Here is a 22,642-nt window from a genome sequence, read left to right as displayed (position 1 = left end):
TCAGACACGGTCGGCCTCCTTTCCGTCACTCACGTTTTCGTCACTCTGAGTATCGGGGCCGCCACTGACAACGAGCTCCCGTTCGCGGCGCGGGGTGCGCCGGGGCACGGGCGGCAGGGTCTGTCCGGGCAGCGGCGGTACGGGGAATCCGCCCGCCATCGGGTCGAACTCGGGCGGCGGGCCCGCCTTCGCCTCCTCCTCGCGGCCCTTGCGGTCGCGGAAGGAGTCGGCGAGGAAGGAGATCAGCAGCACCGCGATCACGGCCCCCGCGACGTACAGCACGATCTTCGAGAAGTCGTACCCCTCGTTGTTCAGGGCGCGCACGGTGGCGACCATCATCAGCCAGACCACGGAGACCGGGATGAGGACCTTCCAGCCGAGCTTCATCAGCTGGTCGTAGCGGACGCGGGGCAGCGAGCCGCGGAGCCAGATGAAGAAGAAGAGGAGCAGCTGGACCTTGACGACGAACCAGAGCATCGGCCACCAGCCGTGGTTCGCGCCCTCCCAGAAGGTGCTGATCGGGTACGGGGCCCGCCAGCCTCCCAGGAAGAGGGTCGCGGAGACCGCGGAGACCGTCACCATGTTCACGTACTCGGCGAGCATGAACATCGCGAACTTGATGGAGGAGTACTCGGTGTTGAAGCCGCCGACGAGGTCGCCCTCGGACTCCGGCATGTCGAACGGGGCGCGGTTGGTCTCGCCGACCATGGTGACGATGTAGATGATGAAGGAGACCGGCAGCAGGACGATGAACCAGCGGTCGTGCTGCGCCTCCACGATCTTCGAGGTCGACATCGACCCGGAGTAGAGGAAGACCGAGGCGAACGCGGCACCCATCGCGATCTCGTAGCTGATCATCTGGGCGCAGGACCGGAGTCCGCCGAGGAGCGGGTAGGTCGAGCCGGAGGACCAGCCGGCGAGGACGATGCCGTAGATGCCGACCGAGGCGACCGCGAGGATGTAGAGCATCGCGATCGGCAGGTCGGTGAGCTGCATCGTCGTACGGTGACCGAAGATCGACACCTCGTTGCCGGACGGGCCGAACGGGATCACGGCGATCGCCATGAACGCCGGGATGGCCGCGACGATCGGCGCGAGGATGTAGACGACCCGGTCGGCGCGCTTGACGATCAGGTCTTCCTTCAGCATCAGCTTGACGCCGTCGGCGAGCGACTGGAGCAGTCCCCAGGGGCCGTTCCGGTTGGGGCCGATGCGCAGCTGCATCCAGGCGACGACCTTGCGCTCCCAGACGATCGCGAAGAGCACGGTCACCATCAGGAACGCGAAGCAGAAGACCGCCTTGACGACGACCAGCCACCAGGGGTCGGTGCCGAACATCGAGAGGTCCTCGGCGGCCAGTGGGGCGTTGCCGGGCGCCGTGGCCAGGTGAGCGAGGCTGTTCACGCTCGCACCTCCGGTGAGTGGGCGGGGGCTGCGGTGGTGGCGGCGCCGATGCGGACCAGCCCGCCGGGGCGGGAGCCGGTCTGCGCGGGGACACCGCGGCCGGTGGAGTTGAGCGGCACCCAGACCACCCGGTCCGGCATCTCGGTGATCCGCAGCGGGAGTTCGACGCTGCCTGCGGGTCCGGTGACGGCGAGGAGGTCGCCGTCCTTCACCCCGGTCTCGGCCGCGGTGTGCGCGGAGAGCCGGGCGACGGCGGCGTGCCGGGTGCCGGCGAGCGCCTCGTCGCCCTCCTGGAGCCGGCCGAGGTCGAGCAGCATGCGGTGGCCGGCGAGGATCGCCTCGCCGTCGCCGGGCCGGGGCAGCGGGCGTCCGATCTCCTTGGGGGCGCTCGGGTACGAGCCGGTCCAGCCGCCGAGCCGGTCGAGTTCGCGGCGGGCGGCGGCGAGGTCGGGCAGCCCGAGGCGGACGCCGAGGGCGTCGGCCAGCATGTGCAGCACCCGGCCGTCGGTCGGCGCGAGGGTACGGGTCATCTGCTCGGGCTTCAGCGCCGCCTCGAACATCCGGGCGCGGCCTTCCCAGTTGAGGAAGGTGCCGGACTTCTCGACGACGGCCGCCACCGGCAGCACCACGTCGGCGCGTTCGGTGACCTCGCTGGGACGCAGCTCCAGCGAGACGAGGAAGCCGACCTGGTCCAGCGCGGCGAGCGCGGCGGCCGGGTCCGGCAGGTCGCGGGGTTCGACGCCCGCGACGAGCAGCGCGCCGAGTTCGCCGGTGGCGGCGGCGCCGAGGATCTGGCTGGTGTCGCGCCCGTGGCGGGCGGGCAGGTCGCCGAGGCCCCAGAGGGTGGCGACCTCCTGGCGGGCGCGCGGGTCGGTGGCCGGTCGGCCGCCGGGCAGCAGGGTCGGCAGGGCCCCGGCTTCCAGCGCCCCGCGCTCCCCGGCCCGGCGTGGAATCCACACCAGGGCGGCGCCGGTGGCGGTGGCGGTGCGCAGGACGGCGGTGAGTGCGCCGGGGACCGCGGCGAGCCGTTCGCCGACGACGATGACGGAGTTCTCGCCACGCAGCGCTTCGGCGGCGGCCGCTCCGGCCTCGTCGAGCCCGACGCCTCCGGCGAGCGCGTCCAGCCACTCGGTCTCGGTGCCGGGGGCGGCCGGCAGCAGGGTGCCGCCCGCCTTCTCCAGTCCGCGGGTGGCGTGCGAGGCGATCGCCCAGGTCCGCAGGCCGTGCTTGCGGTGGGCCTTGCGGAGCCGGAGGAAGACGCCGGGCGCCTCCTCCTCGGACTCGAACCCGGCGAGCAGGACCGCCGACGCCTTCTCCAGCGAGGTATAGGTGACGCCCTCGCCGTCCAGGTCGCGGCCGCGGCCGGCGACGCGGGCGGCCAGGAAGTCGGCCTCCTCGCCGCTGTGCACCCGGGCCCGGAAGTCGATGTCGTTGGTGTCCAGGGCGACCCGCGCGAACTTGCTGTACGCGTAGGCGTCCTCGACGGTGAGCCGGCCGCCGGTCAGCACTCCGGCCCGGCCGCGTGCCGCGCCGAGTCCCGCCGCGGCGGCGGCGAGCGCCTCCGGCCAGGACGCGGGTTCGAGGTCGCCGTCGGCGTTGCGGACCAGCGGGGTGGTGAGCCGGTCGCGCTGCTGGGCGTAGCGGAAGCCGAAGCGCCCCTTGTCGCACAGCCACTCTTCGTTGACCTCGGGGTCGTTGGCCGCGAGGCGGCGCATGACCTTGCCGCGCCGGTGGTCGGTACGGGTGGCGCAGCCGCCCGCGCAGTGCTCGCAGACCGAGGGCGAGGAGACCAGGTCGAAGGGGCGCGAACGGAAGCGGTACGCCGCCGAGGTGAGCGCCCCGACCGGGCAGATCTGGATGGTGTTGCCGGAGAAGTACGACTCGAAGGGGTCGCCCTCGCCGGTGCCGACCTGCTGGAGCGCGCCGCGTTCCAGCAGCTCGATCATCGGGTCGCCGGCCACTTGGTTGGAGAACCGGGTGCAGCGTGCGCAGAGCACGCAGCGTTCGCGGTCCAGCAGCACCTGGGTGGAGATCGGGACGGGCTTCTCGAACGTCCGCTTGCGCCCGTCGAACCGGGATTCCGCGGTGCCGTGCGAGAGCGACTGGTTCTGCAGCGGGCACTCGCCGCCCTTGTCGCAGACCGGACAGTCCAGCGGGTGGTTGATGAGCAGCAGCTCCATCACACCCTTCTGGGCCTTCTCGGCGACGGGCGAGGTGAGCTGTGACCTGACGACCATGCCGTCGGTGCAGGTGATGGTGCAGGAGGCCATCGGCTTGCGCTGGCCCTCCACCTCGACGATGCACTGGCGGCAGGCACCGGCCGGGTCGAGGAGCGGGTGGTCGCAGAACCGGGGGATCTCGATGCCGAGTTCCTCGGCGGCGCGGATGACGAGGGTCCCCTTGGGGACGCTCGTCTCGATGCCGTCGATGGTCAGCGTGACGAGGTCCTCGGGCGGTACGGCCGCCTGTCCGCCCCCGGAGGGCGCACTCGTGGTGACTGTCATGCGTTCACCCCCCGGTGAGCGTCTTGGTCGTCGGTGTCCTTGTCGTCGGCCCAGAGGGTCGACTTCGCGGGGTCGAAGGGGCAGCCCTTGCCGGTGATGTGCTGCTCGTACTCCTCGCGGAAGTACTTCAGCGAGGAGAAGATCGGCGAGGCGGCGCCGTCGCCCAGCGCGCAGAAGGACTTGCCGTTGATGTTGTCGGCGATGTCGTTGAGCTTGTCGAGGTCGCCGGGGCGGCCCTTGCCCGCTTCGATGTCGCGGAGCAACTGGACGAGCCAGTAGGTGCCTTCGCGGCAGGGTGTGCACTTGCCGCAGGACTCGTGGGCGTAGAACTCGGTCCACCGGGTGACGGCCCGCACCACGCACGTCGTCTCGTCGAAGCACTGGAGCGCCTTGGTGCCGAGCATGGAGCCGGCGGCGCCGACGCCCTCGTAGTCGAGGGGGACGTCGAGGTGCTCGTCGGTGAACATCGGGGTGGACGAGCCGCCCGGGGTCCAGAACTTGAGGCGGTGCCCGGCACGGATGCCGCCGCTCATGTCGAGCAGCTGGCGGAGCGTGATACCGAGCGGGGCCTCGTACTGGCCGGGGCTGGTGACGTGGCCGCTGAGCGAGTAGAGCGTGAAGCCCGGGGACTTCTCGCTGCCCATCGATTTGAACCAGTCCTTGCCGCGCTGGAGGATCGCGGGAACCGAGGCGATGGACTCGACGTTGTTCACCACGGTGGGGCAGGCGTACAGACCGGCGACCGCGGGGAAGGGGGGCCGCAGCCGGGGCTGGCCGCGCCGTCCTTCGAGCGAGTCGAGCAGCGCCGTCTCCTCGCCGCAGATGTACGCACCGGCGCCCGCGTGCACGGTCAGTTCGAGGTCGAGACCGGGGCCGAGGGCGTCCTTGCCGAGGTAGCCGGCCGCGTACGCCTCGCGGACGGCCTCGTGCAGCCGCCGCAGGACGGGCACGACCTCGCCGCGCAGGTAGATGAAGGCGTGCGAGGAGCGGATCGCGTAGCAGGCGATCACGATGCCCTCGATGAGGCTGTGCGGGTTGGCGAAGAGGAGCGGGATGTCCTTGCAGGTGCCGGGCTCCGACTCGTCGGCGTTGACGACGAGGTAGTGCGGCTTGCCGTCGCCCTGCGGGATGAACTGCCACTTCATCCCGGTGGGGAAGCCGGCGCCGCCGCGTCCGCGCAGACCGGAGTCCTTGACGTACGCGATGAGGTCGTCGGGCGTCATGGCGAGGGCCTTGCGGAGGCCCTCGTACCCGTCGTGGCGGCGGTAGCTCTCCAGCGTCCAGGGTTCCGCTTCGTCCCAGTGGGCGGAGAGGACCGGGGCGAGGAGCTTCTCGGGGCTGGTCCCGTTCCTGTCGATCTCGGCGGCCAAGGTCATCACTCCCCCTCCTCGGCTGCGGGTCCGGCCGGGTTGTCCGGGTCGGAGGCCGATGTCTGCTGCGGTGCGTCGTGCGAGCTGAGGTGCTCGGACGGCGAGGGCTCGTGCGGCTGGTCCGCGGGGACGTCCCGGCGCTGGGCGACGACCCGGTGGCCCGGGGCGGTTTCGCCCTTGGCGAGGCGGAGCCCGATCAGGGAGGCGGGTCCGGCGCCGCCGCTCGCGGCGACCGCGCCGGGGCGCTCGTCGGGGAACCCGGCGAGGATGCGGGCGGTCTCCTTGTACGAGCAGATCGGGGCACCCCGGGTGGGTTCGACGGTCCGCCCGGCGATGAGGTCGTCGACGAGCTTCGTCGCGCTCTCGGGGGTCTGGTTGTCGAAGAACTCCCAGTTCACCATCACGACGGGGGCGTAGTCGCAGGCCGCGTTGCACTCGATGTGTTCGAGGGTGACCTTGCCGTCGTCGGTGGTCTCGTCGTTGCCGACACCCAGGTGCGTCTTGAGCCGGTCGAAGATGGCGTCGCCGCCCATGACCGCGCAGAGGGTGTTGGTGCAGACGCCGACCTGGTAGTCGCCGCTCGGCTTGCGCCGGTACATCGTGTAGAAGGTCGCGACGGCCGTGACCTCCGCCGTGGTGAGCCCGAGGAGTTCGGCGCAGAGGGCCATGCCCGTACGGGTGACGTACCCCTCCTCGGACTGGACGAGGTGGAGCAGCGGCAGCAGCGCGGAGCGGCTGTCGGGGTAGCGGGCGATCACCTCCCGCGCGTCCGCTTCGAGCCGGGCCCGTACGTCGTCGGGGTAGGCGGGGGCGGGGAGCTGCGGCATCCCCAGACTGACCTCTTGATTCGCTGCGGTCACCGGTCGACGCCTCCCATCACGGGGTCGATGGACGCGACGGCGACGATGACGTCGGCGACCTGGCCGCCCTCGCACATCGCCGCCATGGCCTGGAGGTTGGTGAAGGACGGGTCGCGGAAGTGGACCCGGTAGGGACGGGTGCCGCCGTCGGAGACGACGTGCACGCCGAGTTCGCCCTTGGGCGATTCGACGGCGACGTACGCCTGCCCGGCGGGGACCCGGAATCCCTCGGTCACCAGCTTGAAGTGGTGGATCAGGGCCTCCATGGAGGTGCCCATGATCTTCTTGATGTGTTCGAGCGAGTTGCCGAGCCCGTCCGGTCCGAGCGCGAGCTGCGCGGGCCAGGCGATCTTCTTGTCGGCGACCATGACCGGGCCGGGTGCCAGCCGGTCCAGGCACTGCTCGACGATCCGCAGCGACTGGCGCATCTCCTCCACGCGGATGAGGAAGCGCCCGTAGGAGTCGCAGGTGTCGGCGGTCGGCACGTCGAAGTCGTACGTCTCGTAGCCGCAGTACGGATCGGTCTTGCGCAGGTCGTGCGGGAGGCCGGCGGACCGCAGGACAGGACCGGTGGCGCCGAGCGCGACGCAGCCGGTGAGGTCGAGGTAGCCGACGTCCTCCATGCGCGCCTTGAAGATCGGGTTGCCGGTGGCGAGCTTGTCGTACTCCGGCAGGTTCCGCTTCATGGTGGTGATGAAGGAGCGGATCTGGTCGATCGCGCCGGGCGGCAGGTCCTGGGCGAGGCCGCCGGGGCGGACGAACGCGTGGTTCATCCGGAGCCCGGTGATCAGCTCGAAGAGGTCGAGGATCAGCTCGCGGTCGCGGAACCCGTAGATCATGATCGTGGTGGAGCCGAGCTCCATGCCGCCGGTGGCGATGCACACGAGGTGCGAGGAGATCCGGTTCAGCTCCATGAGCAGGACCCGGATCACGCTGGCGCGGTCGGGGATCTGGTCCTCGATGCCGAGGAGCTTCTCGACCGCGAGGCAGTACGCCGTCTCGTTGAAGAACGGCGTCAGGTAGTCCATGCGCGTGACGAACGTGGTGCCCTGGGTCCAGTTCCGGAACTCGAGGTTCTTCTCGATGCCGGTGTGGAGGTAGCCGATGCCGCAGCGGGCCTCGGTGACGGTCTCGCCGTCGATCTCCAGGATCAGCCGCAGCACGCCGTGCGTGGACGGGTGCTGCGGGCCCATGTTGACGATGATGCGTTCGTCGTCGGACTTGCCGGCCGCCTCGACGACCTCGTCCCAGTCGCCGCCGGTGACTGTATATACAGTCCCCTCGGTCGTGTCGCGGGGCGTTGCGTGGGAAGTGGTCATCAGGAGTACGACCTCCGCTGGTCCGGAGCCGGGATCTGGGCGCCCTTGTACTCGACGGCGATGCCGCCGAGCGGGTAGTCCTTGCGCTGCGGGAAGCCCTGCCAGTCGTCCGGCATCATGATCCGGGTGAGCGCGGGGTGCCCGTCGAAGACGAGCCCGAAGAAGTCGTACGCCTCGCGCTCGTGCCAGTCGTTGGTCGGGTAGACCGCGACCAGCGAGGGAACGTGCGGGTCGCTGTCGGGCGCGGACACCTCCAGCCGGATCAGCCGGCCGTGGGTGAGGGACCGCAGGTGGTACACGGCGTGCAGCTCGCGGCCCTTGTCGCCGAGGAAGTGGACCCCGCTGACGCCGGTGCAGAGCTCGAAGCGGAGCGCCGGGTCGTCGCGCAGGGTGCGGGCGACGGTCACCAGGTGCTCGCGCGCGATGTGGAAGGTCAGCTCGCCGCGGTCGACCACGGTCCGCTCGATGGCGTTCCCGGGTACGAGCCCCTGCTCGTCCAGGGCGCCTTCGAGCTCGTCGGCCACTTCGTCGAACCAGCCGCCGTACGGACGGGGGCTCGCGTGCGGCAGCCGTACCGTCCGGACGAGCCCGCCGTAACCGGAGGTGTCGCCACCGTTGTTGGCGCCGAACATCCCCTTCCGTACGCGGATGACCTCGCCTCCGTCGCCCCGGGGGGTGGGGAGGGCGGTGCCGTTGGCACCGTTCTGGCCGTCGGCGTTCTGGCCGTTCGTACCGTTGGCGCCGTTCTGGCCGCTGGCGGCGGCGCCGTTGCCGCCGCTGGGGTTGTCGCTCACCGGAGGAGCCCCTTCATCTCGATCAGGGGGAGCGCCTTGAGGGCCGCCTCCTCCGCCTCGCGGGCGGCTTCCTCCGCGTTGACCCCGAGCTTGGAGCCCTGGATCTTCTGGTGGAGTTTGAGGATGGCGTCCATCAGCATCTCGGGACGCGGCGGGCACCCCGGCAAATAGATATCGACGGGGACAATGTGGTCAACACCTTGAACAATGGCGTAATTGTTGAACATACCGCCCGATGAAGCACAAACCCCCATGGAAATGACCCACTTGGGATTCGGCATCTGGTCGTAGACCTGCCGCAGCACGGGCGCCATCTTCTGGCTGACCCGCCCGGCGACGATCATCAGGTCCGCCTGGCGCGGCGACCCGCGGAAGACCTCCATCCCGAAGCGGGCGAGGTCGTACCGCCCTGCTCCGGTCGTCATCATCTCGATGGCGCAGCAGGCGAGGCCGAAGGTGGCGGGGAAGACGGAGGACTTCCGTACCCATCCGGCGGCTTGCTCGACCGTGGTCAGTACGAACCCACTTGGCAGTTTCTCTTCGAGTCCCATATGCCCCTCAGCCCCTCAGTCCCATTCCAGGCCGCCGCGCCGCCACACGTACGCGTAGGCGACGAAGACGGTGAGCACGAAGAGCAGCATCTCCACGAGCCCGAACATCCCCAGGGCGTCGAAGGTGACGGCCCAGGGATAGAGGAAGACGATCTCGATGTCGAAGACGATGAAGAGCATCGCCGTCAGGTAGTACTTGATGGGGAAGCGACCGCCTCCGGCGGGGGTCGGAGTGGGTTCGATACCGCACTCGTACGCTTCGAGCTTTGCCCGGTTGTAGCGCTTGGGGCCGATAAGCGTGGCCATGACCACGGAGAAGATCGCAAACCCTGCCCCGAGGGCGCCGAGCACGAGGATGGGCGCGTAGGCATTCACGCTCCTCGCTCCTTCCAGTCGTCCTTGACCGTTGGACCGCATCGGGCGACCGGCTCCCCGCCTCACCAAGATCGTGCACATGTGAGGCAGTTCACAAGCCCGACTGCCCCGCATACTATGCCCGCCGTCCTGTGATCTGCGACACGGGGTACACCAACGCCTTTGTGATCTCCACCACCTGACGAACGATCATGAAGTCGGATGAGCGGAGATGTTCACACGAGAAGCGGCCAAGTGATCACGAGTGGTGACATTCGAAGGTGTTACCGCTGGTCAACGCAGTGGCGCACTATCAACGGAAGGCCGCTGCGCGCAAATTGGCGGTGGACAGGTGCGAGTGATATAGCAATTCGCCGGATTCGATGCCACCCGGACGAGGGATTGCGCGGAACGATGTGGACATCGCCCCACAAGGGCGAACTTCCGGGCGTACGGGGCGCGGAGAGGCGCCGGGACGGGACGGCCCGGGGGTGAACGGGGCGGCCCGGGGGTGATGAGCGTCGGCAGCTGTCGGTGGGAGCGAGGGGAGGGCACCCGGGAATCCACCGGCGCGCCAGTCTGTGAACGGAGGCACGAGCGCCGGGGCGCCCTCCGACGTACACACGGGGAGCATCCGGGAGTGGAGTGCCCGCGCATCCTCACGGAGGCATCCGGGAGGGGCTGCGGGAGCGGCTGCGGGAGAGGCCGCGCCAAGGGCGGCGGGAGGGGTGCGCGGAACACTCTCCGGAGCGTTCGCGCCGCGCGGGTGGCGGACGCGGGGTCCATGCGCGCGGTTGCCCTTCACAGGTGGCACACGCAGTGACCTGCATCACGTCGAACCCGCCCCGAATCAAGCGGGCTTGGCCACCGGGGTGAACGGATGGTAAGCGACGGGCAATTCGGGCGTATTGCCAAAACCCCGTGATCACGGCGTTATAGACGCGTGTCCAATTTGCCCGTTACGGGGTCAATAAAGGTTTCACGCAAGCGGATTCCCAGATTCCGGACGTAACTGTGGCGCAACACACGTTTCTTGATGGGAGCCCTGCAGCCCTGATAGCGCTAGTACCCATGTCCCACACCGCTCACATACCCAGCCACCGGAAGCCCCGTCAGCGATCGTCCAGGACGACGCTGCGGGCCGGAGTTGCCGGTGGCGTGCTCAGCACCATCGCGGTCGCAGGCGCTGCCGGCCCCGCGCAGGCCGAGCCGGTGACCCAGACCATCGAGATGCCCACCATCACCGTCGGGCTCTCCACCGCCCTCGACGCCTCCGTACAGGCAACGCAGCAGGTCGCCCTCGACCTCCAGACGCGTGCGTCCGAAGACGCCGCGGCCGAGAGCGCCGCGAAGACGGCGGCCAGGGCCAAGGCCGAAGCCGTCCGCAAGGCGGAGGCCAAGAAGAAGGCCGAAGCCGCCGCGAAGGCCGAGGCGGAGGCCGAGGCCAAGGAGGAGGCCGCCGCGCGCGCCTCCCGCAGCGCCGCGCGCACCACGCTCAGCGCCTCCTCCGGCTCGTCCAGCACGGCGACCACTACCGCCGTCTCCTCTTCGTCGTCGTCCTCGTCGAGCGTCTCCGGCTCCGCCGCCGCGGTGGTCGCCTTCGCCAAGGCACAGGTCGGCGACGCGTACGTCTCCGGCGGCACCGGCCCGAACTCGTGGGACTGCTCGGGTCTGGTCCAGGCCGCGTACGCCTCGGTCGGCGTCAGCCTGCCGCGCGTCTCCCAGGACCAGTCGGTGGCCGGTACGCAGGTCTCGCTGAACAGCCTCCAGCCCGGCGACATCCTCTACTGGGGCAGCGCGGGCAGCGCGTACCACGTGGCGATCTACGTGGGCGGCGGCCAGTTCGTCGGCGCGCAGAACTCCAGCACCGGTACGGTCCAGCGCGACCTGAGCTACGACCAGCCGACGGGCGCGGTGCGGGTGCTCTGACCGGCCGCCTTTCGCTCGGCGTTGCACCCGGACATCTCGTGCCGACGGGCTCGGACTGAGTGCGTTCACTGATTCACAAGCTCGCTGGTTCCCGAGCTCGCCCACGGCTCGCCGTCGGGCCGAGCACGGCCAAGGGCCGCCCCTCCCCGCTCGGGAGGGGCGGCCCTTGGTGCGTTGGGGGCGGTGGCTGGTAGGCCGACGGGCGAACGGCCCCGGCGGTTCTACGGCAGACGCTCCAGGATCCAGCCGCCGAGCTGCTCGGTGATCCGGGTGTGCCCGGTGGTATCGGACGAGCAGAGGAACTCGTCGAGGTCACTCTCCTCCGGCGGCAGCCCGTCGACGTTCGCGTAGAGGTCGTCCGGCTGGTCGATGTCGCGGATGGCGACGGCGCTCACGGTCGGGACGAAGCAGACGTCTGGGTGGTTCAGTTCGATCTCGGCCCCGAACTTCTCCAGCATCGCGCCGAGGATGCCGTACGAGTCGAGCGTGCCGCCGGGCGCACCGTCGAGCTCCGGGAAGCCGCTGGTGGTGATGGTCTTCTCGGCCGCCGGGAAAAGCCGCTTCAGTTCGGCGACGACGGCCTCGTGGCCTTCGGCCTGGGTGTAGAAGGTGGTGCCGGGGTAGGTCAGCCGGCCGACGCTGGCGAGCGCGACCTGACCCGGGTTGATGGCCAACCCCTGACCGTCGCCGCGGCCGTTGGCCACCGCGATCAGGCGGGGGCGCTGGGGCCAGAATCCGACCGACCGCAGCTCCGCGAGGAACTTCTCGCGCTCGGGGGCGGCCTCCACGCTCCCGGTCTCCCGGTCGTAGTGGCGCCAGAGCATCTCGCGCGCGGCCGGGCTGTCCATCTGCTGGGCGAACTTGTTGGCCGGCGGGATGAAGCAGGAGAAGGCCTGGAGCCCGATGGGGATGACGGCGCCCCGGTGCGGACTGTCGTAGGAGAAGTAGAGGGCCGTCTGGTGGTCGATGCCCTGGCCTTCCAGCTTGGCGAGGACGTAGCGGGTGATGATCCCGCCCATGCTGAAGCCGCCCACGGTCAGCGGGGCGTTGCCCTCCCGCTCCGCGATGGTGCGCTGGATCGCGGCGGTGACGGTCTTGGCGTTGTCGAGGATGGAGGCGCTGCGCTCGTCGTAGCCGATGAGGACGACGTCCCGGCCGGACCGGCGGATCTCCGTGAGGAGGGCGTACTCGCCGCCGTCCAGGCCGAGGAAGAGCTTCTCCAGGTCGGACGGACCGAGGTTGAAACCGTCGGCCAGGAGGACCGGCTTCCGGATGCCGTCGTTGTTCTCGCCGTAGAAGACGTGGGCGAATCCGTTGGGGAGTTCCCACTCCTCGTCGGGCCGGGGCGCCTGGACCGTGGTCCGCGCCGCGGCGTGGGCCGTCCCGCCGACCGCGAACTCGCCGACACCTTGCTCAGCCTGCTGACCGGACAATGTGATGCTCCTCCGTCTGCGCACGCCCCAGCGGCCCACCGGAGCAGTGGGCACGGAAACTGAGGGACGTCACCGAGACAGGGCTCATCATGATCAGGCCCGGAACCCCCGGGCGAGAGGATGCGTCCCGGTTCATCCCTATAGGGGAAGTGGGATGTGCAGGTTTACCGACCTCAGCCCACCCGCCCGGCCACCTCGCCGCGCACCCGCACGGGCCGCCCGCACCCACAGGACTCCACCCGCACCCACAGGGCCACCCGCACCCACAGGGCCACCGGCGCCCGCAGGGCCACCCGTACCCACACAGGGCCACCGGTGCGCGCAAGGCCACCCGCCTCCGCATGAGCCGTCCGTACCCGAACCGTCGTCCGCCTCCTCCGCCGCCACGGGGTCAGCCCCGCGCCGACACCATCGTCTCGATCCGCTCCACCACGAAGTCGGGCCGGTCCTTCGGGACGTCGTGCGAACTGCCGGTCGCGGTGACGAGCGTCCGGTTCGGCGCCTGCTTCACGAACGACGCGGCGGCATCGCGCCAGCGCTGCGCGTCCTCGGGCGATCCGTCGAAGGGGGTCTTCTCGGACACGATGACGTCTGCGGGGACGCTGTCCGGCCAGGACATCTTGTTGTAGGCCTGGTGCGCCGGGGTGAAGTTCTCGGCGGTTTCGATGAGTTGGCGGTTCGCGGGCGTGTTGGGATCCTTCTTCGCGGCGTCCACCTCCGGCTGGCTCGCGGCGACGAGCCGGCCGATCTCCTCATCCGTGAAGAACGGGGGCAGGTTGGCGTCCACGAGTACGGAGCCGGAGACCATCTCGGAGTTCTCGCCGGTGAAGTACGTCGCGACCTCGCCGGCCTGCGAGTGGGACACCAGGATCACGTCCCTGGTGACCCCCAGCTCGGTGAGCCCCGTCTTCAGGTCGCTGACGGCGCCTTCCACGTCCCACGGACCGGGCACCGCCTCACTCTGGCCGAGGCCGGCCCGGTCGTACGTGATGACCGTCGCACCGGTGTCCGCATGGAGCCGGGGCGCGATGTCCTTCCAGTACGAGGAGTCCTCGCCGCCTCCCAAGTCGAGGACGATGGCGGGGCCGCGACCCGCGGTGATGTGGAACGCGACGCGGTGGCCGTCGCTGTCGATCATGCGCAGCTTCGACGCGGCCGCCTGCCCCGCCCCCGAGGACGTGGAGGCCGTCGCCTTCGGGGCCCCGGACTCCTCCTCACCGCAGGCCGTGACGATCCCGGCGGTGACCGCCAGCAGGGCTACGGCGGAGAGCGCGCGGCGGGTACGTCGGCGGGAGGGGCGTATATGTGACATGAGTGGTCCTCGGTGCCTGGGCCTGGCTGGCGATCGGATGCAATCGGATGGCCATCGATTGCGATCCGACGCGATCCATCCTCCGGCGGAGCCCGCCCCGGGAACATCCGGTTGGCACGCCGATCGGCAGTGCTGCTGGGGCCAGGGAGCAGGGTGGGGCTATCCCCCGGAACGGCCTGCTCGGCCGGCCGGCCGCCGACACCGCGCTCCACGCCACTCTCCCGATCGAGTACGACCAATCCGCAGCCGGCTCCGCGCGAGTCAGAGCCTCGGCCTGCCGCCGCACGAGGCCGACAAGGCACGCCGGTGGGCGGACAGCGGCGGCTGGATTCCCGCCCTCGGCGCGCTGTACCGGGGCGAGCCCTGCGGGTTCCCGCCCAGGCTCCGCAGGGGCCGCCACCCCTTCCGCGGAACGTGCGCCCGTTGACCTACGTACAGCTGTCGCCCGCCGGGTGCGACGCGCACCGCACACCGTGACCGGCCACCGGGGACCAGCCCGCCGACCGGTCCCCGCCGACCGCCTCCCCCTCATCGCCTCCCCCCCCCTGCCTACCAGGCGCAGGGCTTACCCAAGTCCTTCACGCTGTCCGCCAGTTCGAATGGCACTATGGGCCAGCCCGCGTGCTGCCAGTGGGCGATGCGCCAGCTCAGCCGCCGGGGCCAGAGCGCGGTCCCGGGCAGGTCCGCGACCGGCATCCACACCGGCCGGCCACCGTAGTTGTCGAGCTGGTCCTCGGCGCCGACCTCCCCCTCGGCGTGCACGAGGAAGTAGTGCTGCCGGGTCCCCTCCTTCCAGACCCGGGCCACCTCCCCGGCCACGCTCCCGCCGAGGCGGGTCTCCTCCCACAGCTCCCGCACCACCGCCTCGTGCAGGGTCTCCCCCGCCTCCACACCGCCGCCGGGGATCTCGTACCAGGTGTCGCGGCGGTCGGACTGCCGGATGAGGAGGATCTGTCCGTCGCGGATCACGATCGCTCCGGCCCGTACGCGCCTCGGCACGGAGGTGGTCGGGTCCGCCCACCGCGCCGGGCCGCTCTTCGGGCCGCTGACCGACCAGTCACGGAGTACCGCCTCCGCCGTACCGACCGGCCGGATGCGCACGTGCAGCGCCTCCGCGAGGGTGAGGGTCCGGCGGCGGCTCCCGTCCACCGGTTCCCCGGCGCGGGGCAGGTGGTAGAGACCTTCCTCCGTCGGATCGCTCGTCAGAACCAGGGCATCGTCGTCGTACCGCACGTCAGCTCTCATGGACCCGATGGTGTGCAACGCCCGGACGCCGGCGCAAGGGATTACCCGGCTCGGGTAGCCGGCTTGACCAGGCGTTCGCGAGAGTCGATCAGGCGTTCGCGCCGGCCGGGCGGTAGGTGCACACATTCACCCCGGCGGGGCTGGTGACCGTCGAGACCAGTTCCAGGGCGCGCAGGCCGCCGTCCACCGGGAAGATCGTCTTACCGCCGCCGAGCAGCACCGGCATGATCATCAGCCGCAGTTCGTCGACCAGCCCCTCGCTCAGGAGGGCGCGCGCGAGAGTGGGGCTGCCCATGACCGCCAGGTCGCCGCCTTCGGCCCCACGGAGCGCGCGGACGCGGCCGACCGCATCATCGCCCGGGATGAGAGTGGTGTTGGCCCACCCCAGGTCCTGGGCGGAGAGTGTCCTCGACACCACGTACTTCTCGATGGTGTTCATCCGGTCGGCGAACGGGTCGCCCGCCCGGTCCGGCCACGCCTCGGCCATCGTCTGCCAGGTACGGCGCCCGAAGAGCAGCGCGTCCGCCTTGGCCAGGACGTCGTCGAAGGCCCCGCCCACGATCTCCGGGTCGAAGAACGGGTGCGACCAGCCGCCGTGCGCGAACCCGCCGTCCGTGTCCTCCTCCGGACCGCCCGGCGCCTGCACGATGCCGTCGAGGCTGATGAATTCACTGATGACGATGCGCACGGGCTCGCTCCCTGGTCTTCCGTCCGGTCTCCGCCGGTCTTCCATCGGTCTTCCGTCGTCCACTCGCGGTGTACGTAAGGAAGACAGCTCGACCGGCGAAAACTCGTCGCGCCGCGCCGCCCGGGACCGGACGGGACACGACCGGACGGGACACGACCGGACGGGACACGACCGGACGGGAACGGGGGGGGCGGGACAGGGCGGGCGTAACAAGGCGGGGACCGGACGCACCCGCGTCCGGTCCCGGCCCCATGTCCCAGGCCCGTGCCTCAGGCCCGTATCTCAGGCCTTCGGTGCCACCTTCGACAGCCCGTTGATGATGCGGTCCATCGCGTCGCCGCCCGTCGGGTCGGTGAGGTTGGCCAGCATCTTCAGGGTGAACTTCATCAGCAGCGGGTGGGTGAGGCCCCGCTGCGTGGCGATCTTCATGATCTTCGGATTACCGATGATCTTCACGAACGCGCGGCCCAGCGTGTAGTAGCCGCCGTAGGTGTCCTTGAGGATCTTCGGGTAGTTGTGCAGGGCCAGTTCGCGCTGGGCCGGGGTCGCGCGGGCGGTGGCCTGCACGATGACGTCGGCGGCGATCTGGCCGGACTCCATGGCGTAGGCGATGCCCTCGCCGTTGAACGGGTTGACGAGGCCGCCCGCGTCACCGACGAGCAGCAGGCCCTTGGTGTAGTGCGGCTGGCGGTTGAAGGCCATCGGAAGGGCGGCGCCGCGGATGGGCGTCGTCATGTTCTCCGGGGTGTAGCCCCAGTCCGCCGGCATCGACGCGCACCAGGCCTTGAGGACCTCACGCCAGTCCAGCTCCCGGAACGCGGACGAGGAGTTGAGGATGCCGAGGCCGACGTTGGAGGTGCCGTCGCCCATGCCGAAGATCCAGCCGTACCCGGGAAGCAGGCGGTCCTGCGGGCCACGCCGGTCCCAGAGTTCGAGCCAGGACTCCAGGTAGTCGTCGTCGTGGCGCGGCGAGGTGAAGTACGTACGGACCGCGACGCCCATCGGGCGGTCCTCGCGGCGGTGCAGGCCCATGGCGAGCGAGAGCCGGGTCGAGTTGCCGTCGGCTGCGACGACCAGCGGGGCGTGGAAGGTGACCGGGGTCTTCTCCTCGCCGAGCTTGGCGTTGACGCCGGTGATGCGGCCGGTGCGCTCGTCGATGATCGGGGCGCCGACGTTGGCACGCTCGTACAGCCGTGCGCCCGCCTTCTGCGCCTGCCGGGCGAGCTGCTCGTCGAAGTCGTCGCGCTTGCGCACGAGGCCGTAGTCCGGGTACGAGGCGAGGTCGGGCCAGTCGAGCTGGAGGCGGACACCGCCGCCGATGATCCGGAGTCCCTTGTTCCGCGACCAGCCGGCCTCTTCGGAGATGTCGATGCCCATGGAGACCAACTGCTTGGTCGCGCGGGGGGTGAGGCCGTCGCCGCAGACCTTCTCCCGGGGGAACGCCGTCTTCTCCAGCAGCAGGACGTCGAGCCCGGCCTTGGCGAGGTAGTACGCGGTCGTGGAGCCGGCTGGGCCTGCTCCGACGACAATCACGTCCGCGCTGTGTTCGGAGAGGGGCTCGGTCACGGTCGGATCTCCCGAAGACTCGAAAACGCGTGCCGCGGGGCACCGGTCCCATGCAGTCTATGGGGACCGGCAGATCAACTTACCGAAGGGCTCCCCGATGACGATCGCGCCTTCCTCCCACCCGGCGGTCCACCTGCGGGTCCCCACCGACGAGGACGCCCTGAGCTGGTACCGGGTCTTCGACGACCCGGAGGTGATGGAGTTCCACGGCGGCCGGAGCGCGGAGTTCTCGGTGTACGAGGAGCTGACCGCGCGCCAGCGCCGGCACGACGCCGAACTCGGCTTCTGTCTCTGGACGGTGACCGACGAGGCAGGCGAAGTGCTGGGCTTCACCGGCGCGCAGCCATGGCCGCACCCCAGCTTCGGGCCGGTCGGAGCGATCGAGATCGGCTGGCGGCTGAGTCGCGCCGCCTGGGGCCACGGGTACGCGACCACTGCCGCCCGCGCCACGCTGGAACGCGTACGGGCGGCGGGTGTCCCCGAGGTCGTGGCGATGATCGACTCGCGCAACCGCCGCTCGGTCGCGGTGGCCGAGCGACTCGGGATGCACCACGCCGAGTCGTACGAGATCACCACCGGGGTCCCGCGCACCGCGCTCTGCTACCGGCTGGCGCTGGGGGACGCGGCGGAGGTGCGGAAGGGGGCGTAACGGCCCGGCGAGACGCTCGCCCGCGCACCCGGACCCACCCGCCGCGTGCGCGGGGGCGTTCGGGTGCGCGGGCTGCGTCCGTCCGCATGGGCGGGATGCTTCCCTGCGCGCGTGCGGGACAGGTCTCACCACGCGCGTGGGCTGCTTCTGTTCGGGTGCGCGGGCTGGGTCCGTCCGCGTGCGCGGGCTGCGTCCGTCCGCGGGCGCGGGCTGCGTCGGTCAGGGTGCCGTCGGCGCGGCGCTCAGGCGCGTACACCCCGGTGCAGCGCGACCACGCCGCCGGTGAGGTTGCGCCAGGCGACGCTCGACCAGCCGGCCTTCTGCAGCAGGGTGGCGAGTCCCGCCTGGTCGGGCCAGGCCCGGATGGACTCGGCAAGGTAGACGTACGCGTCCGGGTTGCTGCTCACCGCGGTGGCGAGCGGCGGCAGCGCCTTCATCAGGTACTCCATGTACACCGTGCGGAACGGCGTCCAGGTGGGCTGCGAGAACTCGCAGATCACGACGCGGCCGCCGGGCTTGGTGACCCGGTGGAGCTCGCTCAGGGCGGCGGCGGTGTCCTGGATGTTGCGGAGCCCGAAGGAGATGGTGACCGCGTCGAAGGTCTCGTCCTTGAACGGGAGCTTCGTCCCGTCGCCCGCCGTGAACGGCATCCAGGGGTGGCGCTCCTTGCCCACCTTCAGCATGCCGATCGAGAAGTCGCAGGGCACGACGTAGGCGCCGGCCTGCGCGAAGGGCTGCGAGGAGGTGGCCGTACCGGCGGCCAGGTCCAGGACCTTCTGCCCCGGGCGCGCGTCGACCGCCTTGGCGACCTCCTTGCGCCAGAGCCGGGCCTGTCCGAGCGAGAGCACGTCATTGGTCAGGTCGTACCGTCGCGCCACGTCGTCGAACATCGAGGCGACTTCGTGCGGCTGCTTTTCCAGGGATGCTCGGGTCACCCTCCCATTCAAGCAGCCCGCCCCCCGCAACCCGACGGCGGCGCTGCCCGGTCGCCGCACCTCCGTGCGTGAGCGCCCGGGAAGCCCTGCGCGTGAGCGCCCGGAAACCCTGCGCGTGTGAGCGCCCGGAAGCCCTGTGCGTGGGCGCGTGGGAACTCCGTGCGCGGCGCCCGGAAACGCCGGGTGCGGCGCCCGGAAACGCCGGGTGCGGCGCCCGGAAAATCCGTGAAATTCGTCCTCAACCTTTCAGCTGCGGGAGCGCTCTAGAAGGGGTGAAGAACAGCAGAGGTGAAGACGACAGGGACGAGGGGGAAAGATGAGCACATCACGAGGCCGGGACTCCACAGCCGTTTCCGGCCGCACCCGTACACCGGTGCAGGGCTTAGCGGCCCAGGATTTCGAGGAGTTCGCGCGAGCCGCCCAGCGCGGGCTGTACCGCACGGCCTATCTCCTCTGCGGTGACGCGGAGACGGCCCGGGACCTGACACAGACCACACTGGCGAAGCTGTTCCAGCACTGGCGCCGGGTGGTCGCGGCCGAGCACCCGCACGCGTACGCCCGCACCGTCCTCACCCGTACCTACCTCGCGGAGCGGCGCCGCCGTCTCCGCGATCTGCTCGCCCACTCCCGTGCGGACCCGGCCCCTTCTCCCGTGGGGCCCGAGCTCACGGTGACGCTGCTCTCCGCGCTCTCCGAACTGCCGCCGCGCGCCCGGGCGATGGTCGTCCTGCGGTACTGGGAGGACCTGAGCGTCGAGACGGTCTCCCGGCTGATGCGGTGCAGCGAATCCACGGTCAAGAGCCAGTGTTCCCGCTCGCTGGCCCGGCTGCGGACGCGGCTCGGCGACGCCCACCTCTATTCCCGCCAGGCATGAGACACACGGACACGAAGAGGAGTACGACCATGCTGACCGACCCCACGGACTTTGAACGTGACACGAGCGCGGCGCTGCTCAGGGCCGCCATGGAGCACGCCTCCGACCAGGCCCAGCCGCCCGGGGATCTGGTGGCGGGTGCAGTGGCCCAGGGACGCCGACGCCGTGCGCGCGCCCAGGTCGTGATGGGCGCCGGGGTGACCGCCGCGGTGGCGCTGGGGATCTTCGCGGTGACGGCCCCCTGGTCGAGCGGGGCCCCTGCCCAGGCCACGGGGGTGGGCTCTGCCCGGGATTCCGGCCGAGATCCTGGTCCGAAATCCGAACCCACCGCCGATTACCGCACGCCCGTGCACGTGGTGCCCTCGCCCGGCGAGTCCTCGATGGCGGACCTCCCGGCCGCCGAGCGGAAGCGGCAGCAGAGGTTCCAGCAGACCGCCGCGACCACCCTGGACCACCTGCTCCCCGGCGCCGGGACGATCCGGCCGGTGGACCTCCGGGTCGACCAGTACCAACTGACGGACGGCACCGCGGTCTTCCCGCTCACCTTCTCCGTGCGACCTGAGGGTAGGGGCGAGGACCACCATGCGGCTGCGTGCGTGAGCGACCCGGCGAAGCACCTCACCTGCCGGCAGGTCGTGTTGCCCGGGGGCATACACGCGACCGCCCGGACCGCGGCCATGAACTCCCTGGACACCATGGGCATCAGCGTCGAGTTCGGTTACGGCGACAGCCTGGTCGAGATCAGTGTCTCGCCGGACGACCTGCACGCCGCCTCGGCGCCCGTCACGGTGGAGCAGCTGACCACGCTCGCCGGTGACGCCGATTTCCTGCGGCTCGTGGCGTACGCCGACAAGCATCCGATGGAGGAGGAACGGACCACCATCGTCGGCGGCTGACACAGCCCGGTACGGTCCCGGGGGCCGGGCCGTCAGCGCCGCCGGTGGACCATCCGTCCACCGAGGACGGTGACGACGCAGCAGGCCGCGCCCACCCTGAGGAGGGTTTCCTCGTCAGGGGCGTCGAAGATCGCGAAGTCCGCAGCCCGGTTCCCGGCGTCGAGTGCCGGAGCGGCGAACGCCTCGGCTGCCGTACGACGCGAGTCGAGCGGGTCGAGTGAGGCCCGCGCACCCGGCTCTTCGGCCGGGGTCCCGCCGAGGAGCCGCATCCCCGATCGCTGCACCGCGTCCGCCACCGCGGGCCGGCTGAGCGGTCCCACGACGGCGACGGTGCCGTGGGCGAGCATGCGCTGCACCCCGCGCCGCGCACTCGCGCCCCACCGGCTGTCGTCCATGTCCACGCCACTCAGCGCGGCGCCCGTCAGGGGTTCGGTGCCGAGGACGTCCGATTCCCGGGGGTCGGGGTGGTAGGCCCGTTCCAGCAGCGCGCTGCCCTGCGGCTGGACGAGCCCGGGCGTCAGCAGCCCGGGCCAACGGCGCACCCGGGCCGTCGGGTGGCCGGCGGCAAGGTCCTCGTACGGGCCGAGGGCCGCGACGGCTCCGTCCCTGACGAGCACCGCACCACCGGCGACCGCCCGCCGCCCTGGGCCGGGCAGCAGCAGATCGGCGGAATGAATCGTCAGCACGGTGAGCACCTGGCCCGGAGCGGTCGGGGAGAGACGGAAGGAGGTCGCAATGGCGGTCGCGGGAGAGCGCTCAGTTGGCGTCGAGGAGCTTCAGCTCGGGGTGGGCGGTGCCGCCCTCGATGGCGGTGGACGAGATGTGCGAGACGACGCGGTCGTCGACCGGGTCCAGCGCCGGGTCGTCGTGGACGACCAGGTGCTCGTACGTCGTGGCGCGCTGGGCGGGCACCCGACCGGCCTTGCGGATCAGGTCGATGATCTCCAGGCGGTTGGAGCGGTGCTTGGCACCGGCGGAGGAGACGACGTTCTCCTCCAGCATGATCGAGCCGAGGTCGTCCGCGCCATAGTGCAGCGACAACTGGCCGACCTCCTTGCCGGTGGTCAGCCAGGAGCCCTGGATGTGTGCGACGTTGTCCAGGAAGAGGCGCGCGATGGCGATCATGCGGAGGTACTCGAAGAGCGTCGCGTGCGTGCGGCCCTTCAGGTGGTTGTTCTCCGGCTGGTAGGTGTACGGGATGAAGGCGCGGAAGCCGCCCGTACGGTCCTGCACGTCACGGATCATGCGGAGGTGCTCGATGCGCTCGGCGTTGGTCTCGCCGGTGCCCATCAGCATGGTGGAGGTGGACTCGACACCGAGGTTGTGCGCGATCTCCATGATCTCCAGCCAGCGCTCACCGGACTCCTTGAGCGGAGCGATGGCCTTGCGCGGGCGGGCCGGCAGGAGTTCGGCGCCGGCACCGGCGAAGGAGTCGAGACCGGCGGCGTGGATGCGCTGGATCGCCTCCTCGGCGGACACCTTGGAGATCCGGGCCATGTGCTCGATCTCGGAGGCGCCCAGCGAGTGGATCACCAGCTGCGGGAACGCCTTCTTGATGGCGGAGAAGTGCTCCTCGTAGTACTCCACGCCGTAGTCCGGGTGGTGGCCGCCCTGGAACATGATCTGGGTGCCGCCCAGTTCGACGGTCTCCGCGCAGCGGCGCAGGATGTCGTCGAGGTCGCGGGACCAGCCCTTGGCAGTGTCCTTCGGCGCGGCGTAGAAGGCGCAGAACTTGCACGCCGTGACACATACGTTGGTGTAGTTGATGTTGCGCTCGATGATGTACGTCGCGATGTGCTCCGTACCCGCGTAGCGGCGCCGGCGCACGGCGTCGGCCGCGGCTCCGAGCGCGTGCAGCGGGGCCGACCGGTACAGGTCGAGCGCCTCCTCCGCAGAGATCCGCCCGCCTTCGGCGGCGCGGTCGAGGATGGGCTGAAGGTCGGCCTTCTCGGTCACCGG

20 protein-coding genes are annotated in these 22,642 nt (G+C 70.6%); 4 read left to right on the top strand and 16 right to left on the bottom strand.

Going from position 1 to position 22,642, the window contains the following annotated elements:
* Genes nuoH through ACWCSV_RS01485 form a run of 8 tightly spaced genes read right to left on the bottom strand, consistent with a single transcriptional unit; the run spans nt 1 to nt 9,177 of the window.
* Nucleotides 1-1,404 carry an NADH-quinone oxidoreductase subunit NuoH gene (gene nuoH / locus ACWCSV_RS01520; RefSeq protein ID WP_451137841.1) on the bottom strand — a complete coding sequence of 468 codons (1,404 nt, stop codon included), beginning with the start codon at nt 1,402-1,404 and terminating at the stop codon, nt 1-3.
* Nucleotides 1,401-3,908, bottom strand: a complete 2,508-nt coding sequence (locus ACWCSV_RS01515; RefSeq protein WP_451137840.1) for an NADH-quinone oxidoreductase subunit G — start codon at nt 3,906-3,908, stop codon at nt 1,401-1,403. Before ACWCSV_RS01515 ends, nuoH begins: the two co-directional genes overlap by 4 nt.
* Nucleotides 3,905-5,284, bottom strand: a complete 1,380-nt coding sequence (gene nuoF / locus ACWCSV_RS01510) for an NADH-quinone oxidoreductase subunit NuoF (protein ID WP_327176263.1) — start codon at nt 5,282-5,284, stop codon at nt 3,905-3,907. Before nuoF ends, ACWCSV_RS01515 begins: the two co-directional genes overlap by 4 nt.
* Nucleotides 5,284-6,105, bottom strand: coding sequence for an NADH-quinone oxidoreductase subunit NuoE (nuoE, locus tag ACWCSV_RS01505; protein WP_451137974.1), 822 nt, complete (start codon nt 6,103-6,105; stop codon nt 5,284-5,286). The genes nuoF and nuoE overlap by 1 nt, the downstream gene beginning before the upstream one ends.
* A gap of 29 nt (nt 6,106-6,134) precedes the next feature.
* Nucleotides 6,135-7,457 carry an NADH-quinone oxidoreductase subunit D gene (locus ACWCSV_RS01500; protein ID WP_451137839.1) on the bottom strand — a complete coding sequence of 441 codons (1,323 nt, stop codon included), beginning with the start codon at nt 7,455-7,457 and terminating at the stop codon, nt 6,135-6,137.
* Nucleotides 7,457-8,251, bottom strand: coding sequence for an NADH-quinone oxidoreductase subunit C (locus tag ACWCSV_RS01495; protein ID WP_451137838.1), 795 nt, complete (start codon nt 8,249-8,251; stop codon nt 7,457-7,459). Before ACWCSV_RS01495 ends, ACWCSV_RS01500 begins: the two co-directional genes overlap by 1 nt.
* On the bottom strand, nt 8,248-8,802 hold the full coding sequence (locus tag ACWCSV_RS01490) for a NuoB/complex I 20 kDa subunit family protein (protein WP_111337185.1): 555 nt from the start codon (nt 8,800-8,802) through the stop codon (nt 8,248-8,250). Before ACWCSV_RS01490 ends, ACWCSV_RS01495 begins: the two co-directional genes overlap by 4 nt.
* 15 nt (nt 8,803-8,817) lie before the next feature.
* A complete protein-coding gene (locus tag ACWCSV_RS01485) occupies nt 8,818-9,177 on the bottom strand; it encodes an NADH-quinone oxidoreductase subunit A (protein WP_266705409.1) in 360 nt (119 codons plus the stop codon).
* Nucleotides 9,178-10,227: 1,050 nt separating this feature from the next.
* On the opposite strand from ACWCSV_RS01485, the gene ACWCSV_RS01480 reads away from it, so the two are divergent.
* Nucleotides 10,228-11,085: a C40 family peptidase gene (locus ACWCSV_RS01480; protein WP_451137837.1), complete on the top strand. Its 858-nt coding sequence runs from the start codon at nt 10,228-10,230 to the stop codon at nt 11,083-11,085.
* Between the two features lie 221 nt (nt 11,086-11,306).
* Here ACWCSV_RS01480 and ACWCSV_RS01475 read toward each other — a convergent pair whose 3' ends face one another.
* From ACWCSV_RS01475 to ACWCSV_RS01455, 5 genes are all read right to left on the bottom strand, one after another.
* A complete protein-coding gene (locus tag ACWCSV_RS01475) occupies nt 11,307-12,518 on the bottom strand; it encodes an esterase/lipase family protein (protein ID WP_451137836.1) in 1,212 nt (403 codons plus the stop codon).
* A 391-nt stretch (nt 12,519-12,909) separates the two neighbouring features.
* Nucleotides 12,910-13,830 (bottom strand): alpha/beta fold hydrolase, encoded by a 921-nt coding sequence (locus ACWCSV_RS01470; RefSeq protein ID WP_451137835.1) that lies wholly within the window; start codon nt 13,828-13,830, stop codon nt 12,910-12,912.
* A 549-nt stretch (nt 13,831-14,379) separates the two neighbouring features.
* Nucleotides 14,380-15,075, bottom strand: a complete 696-nt coding sequence (locus ACWCSV_RS01465) for an NUDIX domain-containing protein (RefSeq protein ID WP_451137834.1) — start codon at nt 15,073-15,075, stop codon at nt 14,380-14,382.
* 88 nt (nt 15,076-15,163) lie between these two features.
* Nucleotides 15,164-15,763, bottom strand: a complete 600-nt coding sequence (locus ACWCSV_RS01460) for a dihydrofolate reductase family protein (RefSeq protein ID WP_451137833.1) — start codon at nt 15,761-15,763, stop codon at nt 15,164-15,166.
* A gap of 282 nt (nt 15,764-16,045) precedes the next feature.
* Nucleotides 16,046-17,329, bottom strand: a complete 1,284-nt coding sequence (locus ACWCSV_RS01455) for a geranylgeranyl reductase family protein (protein ID WP_327176274.1) — start codon at nt 17,327-17,329, stop codon at nt 16,046-16,048.
* A gap of 97 nt (nt 17,330-17,426) precedes the next feature.
* On the opposite strand from ACWCSV_RS01455, the gene ACWCSV_RS01450 reads away from it, so the two are divergent.
* Nucleotides 17,427-17,978, top strand: a complete 552-nt coding sequence (locus ACWCSV_RS01450; RefSeq protein WP_451137832.1) for a GNAT family N-acetyltransferase — start codon at nt 17,427-17,429, stop codon at nt 17,976-17,978.
* A 242-nt stretch (nt 17,979-18,220) separates the two neighbouring features.
* Here ACWCSV_RS01450 and ACWCSV_RS01445 read toward each other — a convergent pair whose 3' ends face one another.
* Nucleotides 18,221-18,913: a demethylmenaquinone methyltransferase gene (locus tag ACWCSV_RS01445; RefSeq protein ID WP_451137831.1), complete on the bottom strand. Its 693-nt coding sequence runs from the start codon at nt 18,911-18,913 to the stop codon at nt 18,221-18,223.
* 316 nt (nt 18,914-19,229) lie between these two features.
* On the opposite strand from ACWCSV_RS01445, the gene ACWCSV_RS01440 reads away from it, so the two are divergent.
* Nucleotides 19,230-19,787 (top strand): SigE family RNA polymerase sigma factor, encoded by a 558-nt coding sequence (locus ACWCSV_RS01440; protein WP_451137830.1) that lies wholly within the window; start codon nt 19,230-19,232, stop codon nt 19,785-19,787.
* A 29-nt stretch (nt 19,788-19,816) separates the two neighbouring features.
* Complete coding sequence (locus ACWCSV_RS01435; RefSeq protein WP_451137829.1) at nt 19,817-20,683, top strand: hypothetical protein; 867 nt, start codon at nt 19,817-19,819, stop codon at nt 20,681-20,683.
* 32 nt (nt 20,684-20,715) lie between these two features.
* On the opposite strand, the gene ACWCSV_RS01430 is transcribed toward ACWCSV_RS01435, so the two are convergent.
* Nucleotides 20,716-21,369, bottom strand: a complete 654-nt coding sequence (locus tag ACWCSV_RS01430) for an amidohydrolase family protein (RefSeq protein ID WP_451137828.1) — start codon at nt 21,367-21,369, stop codon at nt 20,716-20,718.
* 70 nt (nt 21,370-21,439) lie between these two features.
* A complete protein-coding gene (gene mqnC, locus ACWCSV_RS01425) occupies nt 21,440-22,639 on the bottom strand; it encodes a cyclic dehypoxanthinyl futalosine synthase (protein ID WP_451137827.1) in 1,200 nt (399 codons plus the stop codon).
* Nucleotides 22,640-22,642 lie beyond the last annotated feature (3 nt).

Source organism: Streptomyces sp. NPDC001770 (assembly GCF_053596135.1).
The sequence above is the reverse complement of the archived record's forward strand: the minus strand, read 5'-3'. Positions and strand labels throughout refer to the sequence as shown.

Excerpts from the sequence above, each read along its gene's own strand:
- ACWCSV_RS01470 (WP_451137835.1), bottom strand. The coding sequence starts at position 13,830 with ATGTCACATATACGCCCCTCCCGCCGACGTACCCGCCGCGCGCTCTCC.
- ACWCSV_RS01465 (WP_451137834.1), bottom strand. The coding sequence starts at position 15,075 with ATGAGAGCTGACGTGCGGTACGACGACGATGCCCTGGTTCTGACGAGC.
- ACWCSV_RS01515 (WP_451137840.1), bottom strand. The coding sequence starts at position 3,908 with ATGACAGTCACCACGAGTGCGCCCTCCGGGGGCGGACAGGCGGCCGTA.
- ACWCSV_RS01450 (WP_451137832.1), top strand. The coding sequence starts at position 17,427 with ATGACGATCGCGCCTTCCTCCCACCCGGCGGTCCACCTGCGGGTCCCC.
- ACWCSV_RS01500 (WP_451137839.1), bottom strand. The coding sequence starts at position 7,457 with ATGACCACTTCCCACGCAACGCCCCGCGACACGACCGAGGGGACTGTA.
- ACWCSV_RS01490 (WP_111337185.1), bottom strand. The coding sequence starts at position 8,802 with ATGGGACTCGAAGAGAAACTGCCAAGTGGGTTCGTACTGACCACGGTC.
- ACWCSV_RS01435 (WP_451137829.1), top strand. The coding sequence starts at position 19,817 with ATGCTGACCGACCCCACGGACTTTGAACGTGACACGAGCGCGGCGCTG.
- nuoE (WP_451137974.1), bottom strand. The coding sequence starts at position 6,105 with ATGCCGCAGCTCCCCGCCCCCGCCTACCCCGACGACGTACGGGCCCGG.
- nuoF (WP_327176263.1), bottom strand. The coding sequence starts at position 5,284 with ATGACCTTGGCCGCCGAGATCGACAGGAACGGGACCAGCCCCGAGAAG.
- ACWCSV_RS01440 (WP_451137830.1), top strand. The coding sequence starts at position 19,230 with ATGAGCACATCACGAGGCCGGGACTCCACAGCCGTTTCCGGCCGCACC.
- ACWCSV_RS01480 (WP_451137837.1), top strand. The coding sequence starts at position 10,228 with ATGTCCCACACCGCTCACATACCCAGCCACCGGAAGCCCCGTCAGCGA.